Source organism: Cardinium endosymbiont of Culicoides punctatus, from assembly GCF_004354815.1.
In the GTDB taxonomy this organism is placed as follows: domain Bacteria; phylum Bacteroidota; class Bacteroidia; order Cytophagales; family Amoebophilaceae; genus Cardinium.
The window spans coordinates 8,600-9,969 of sequence record NZ_QWJI01000029.1; the positions used below are offsets into that span (position 1 = coordinate 8,600).

General features: G+C 32.3%; 2 protein-coding genes. Both read left to right on the plus strand.

Going from position 1 to position 1,370, the window contains the following annotated elements; genetic code table 11:
• Window positions 1-253, plus strand: a 253-nt coding sequence (locus tag CCPUN_RS03860) for a hypothetical protein (protein ID WP_165941948.1), incomplete at its 5' end; no start/stop codon positions are given.
• 107 nt (window positions 254-360) lie between these two features.
• A partial coding sequence (locus CCPUN_RS03865) for a hypothetical protein (RefSeq protein WP_133282266.1) occupies window positions 361-1,370 on the plus strand: 1,010 nt, incomplete at its 3' end.

Consider the following 1,370-nt stretch of genomic DNA (forward strand, 5'->3'; position numbering starts at 1 on the left):
GTTATTTAAGGTTGACTTGCCAACGTTTTATAAATATCCTTTTTTTATTATAGATTATAAAGATAAGGAAGTACAAAGAGCCTTAGATAAATTCATAAGCATCCCTACTATCCCAGAGGGTCTTAAAGAAATTGCTCATAAAGTAAAAAATGGAACTTTAGCTACTAAAGAAGAGATGGCTTATATGAGGGGCTATCGTGAGTTCCGCAAAACTCATTTTACATTCTACGAAACGATACCAGCACGTGGATGATAAAAGAAACATGCTAAAAATTTTACTCATAAATTATAGTGGTTTTATATAGTTTTTTTAGCAAAACAAAATCTTAGAAAGAGATGATGAACATTTTGAATAATTTAATGGTACAGTTTATACAAAAAACTTTTTATGCAAGTATTGTATTCATATTACATCTCCTTTTTGCGCCTGTATCATATGCAAATATTGAATATCAAGGCTATCAATCTAAATTAGGCCATCCTTCATGGACAACATGTCTATGTGATTACCCAGACTATAAACAGTATAAAGCACCTACTAACATAACCGTAAACGGCTGTAATTGGGGAACATGGGTAACCTTTCCGCAAAAAATAGAGGCGATACAAGCAATAGTAGGTAGTTATACAAATCCTATAGAATTTTTTAGATCTAAAGATTTTTTGGCTATGTATATGCACAATGATTATTATTATGATGCAGCATTGGATTATTTATTTAACTCCTGTTATACATTGGAACAAAAGAAGTTCGTTATTTATGCTATGGGTGGTAAATCTGCATCGTTATGTACAAATGCGTACAAATTATATAAGTCTCATAAAATCGATTTACAACTACTCACTCTGATATGTTCCATTCATGTCAGCAATATTATGAAATATGATCATGGTTATAAAAATGTAGCAAGCACGTTAAAAAATAGCAGCTATGTACGAGATACTCTATTAGTAATGCAGCAAAATCTACCTAAAGAATCGGAATTGTATGTATGGATTCAAGAGTTATTTAACAATCGTTTCCCAGAATCCTTATGCTCACTGATGTACGCAGATGATCTGTTGTATCAAAAATATGGATCGAAAGGAGGAAAACTTCCATACTATGAAATCATAACCCGTTCAGTAAAAGATTATAAACAATGGCAACAATATCTTCTTCACTATAGTACAATGCCACTGAATATATCTGTACCAGCTTATTTTTTAATGGTTTTAGAACATCCTGCTTTTTACTATCCTTTTCAATTTGGCCCTTATTCAGGTTTAAAAAACGGTGTGGACATATTACGCGATCCAGAATATAGTCCTGAAGAAAAGTCCATGGCTATTTTGGCTATGTCTCAACTAGACGCCACGAACTATGCCTT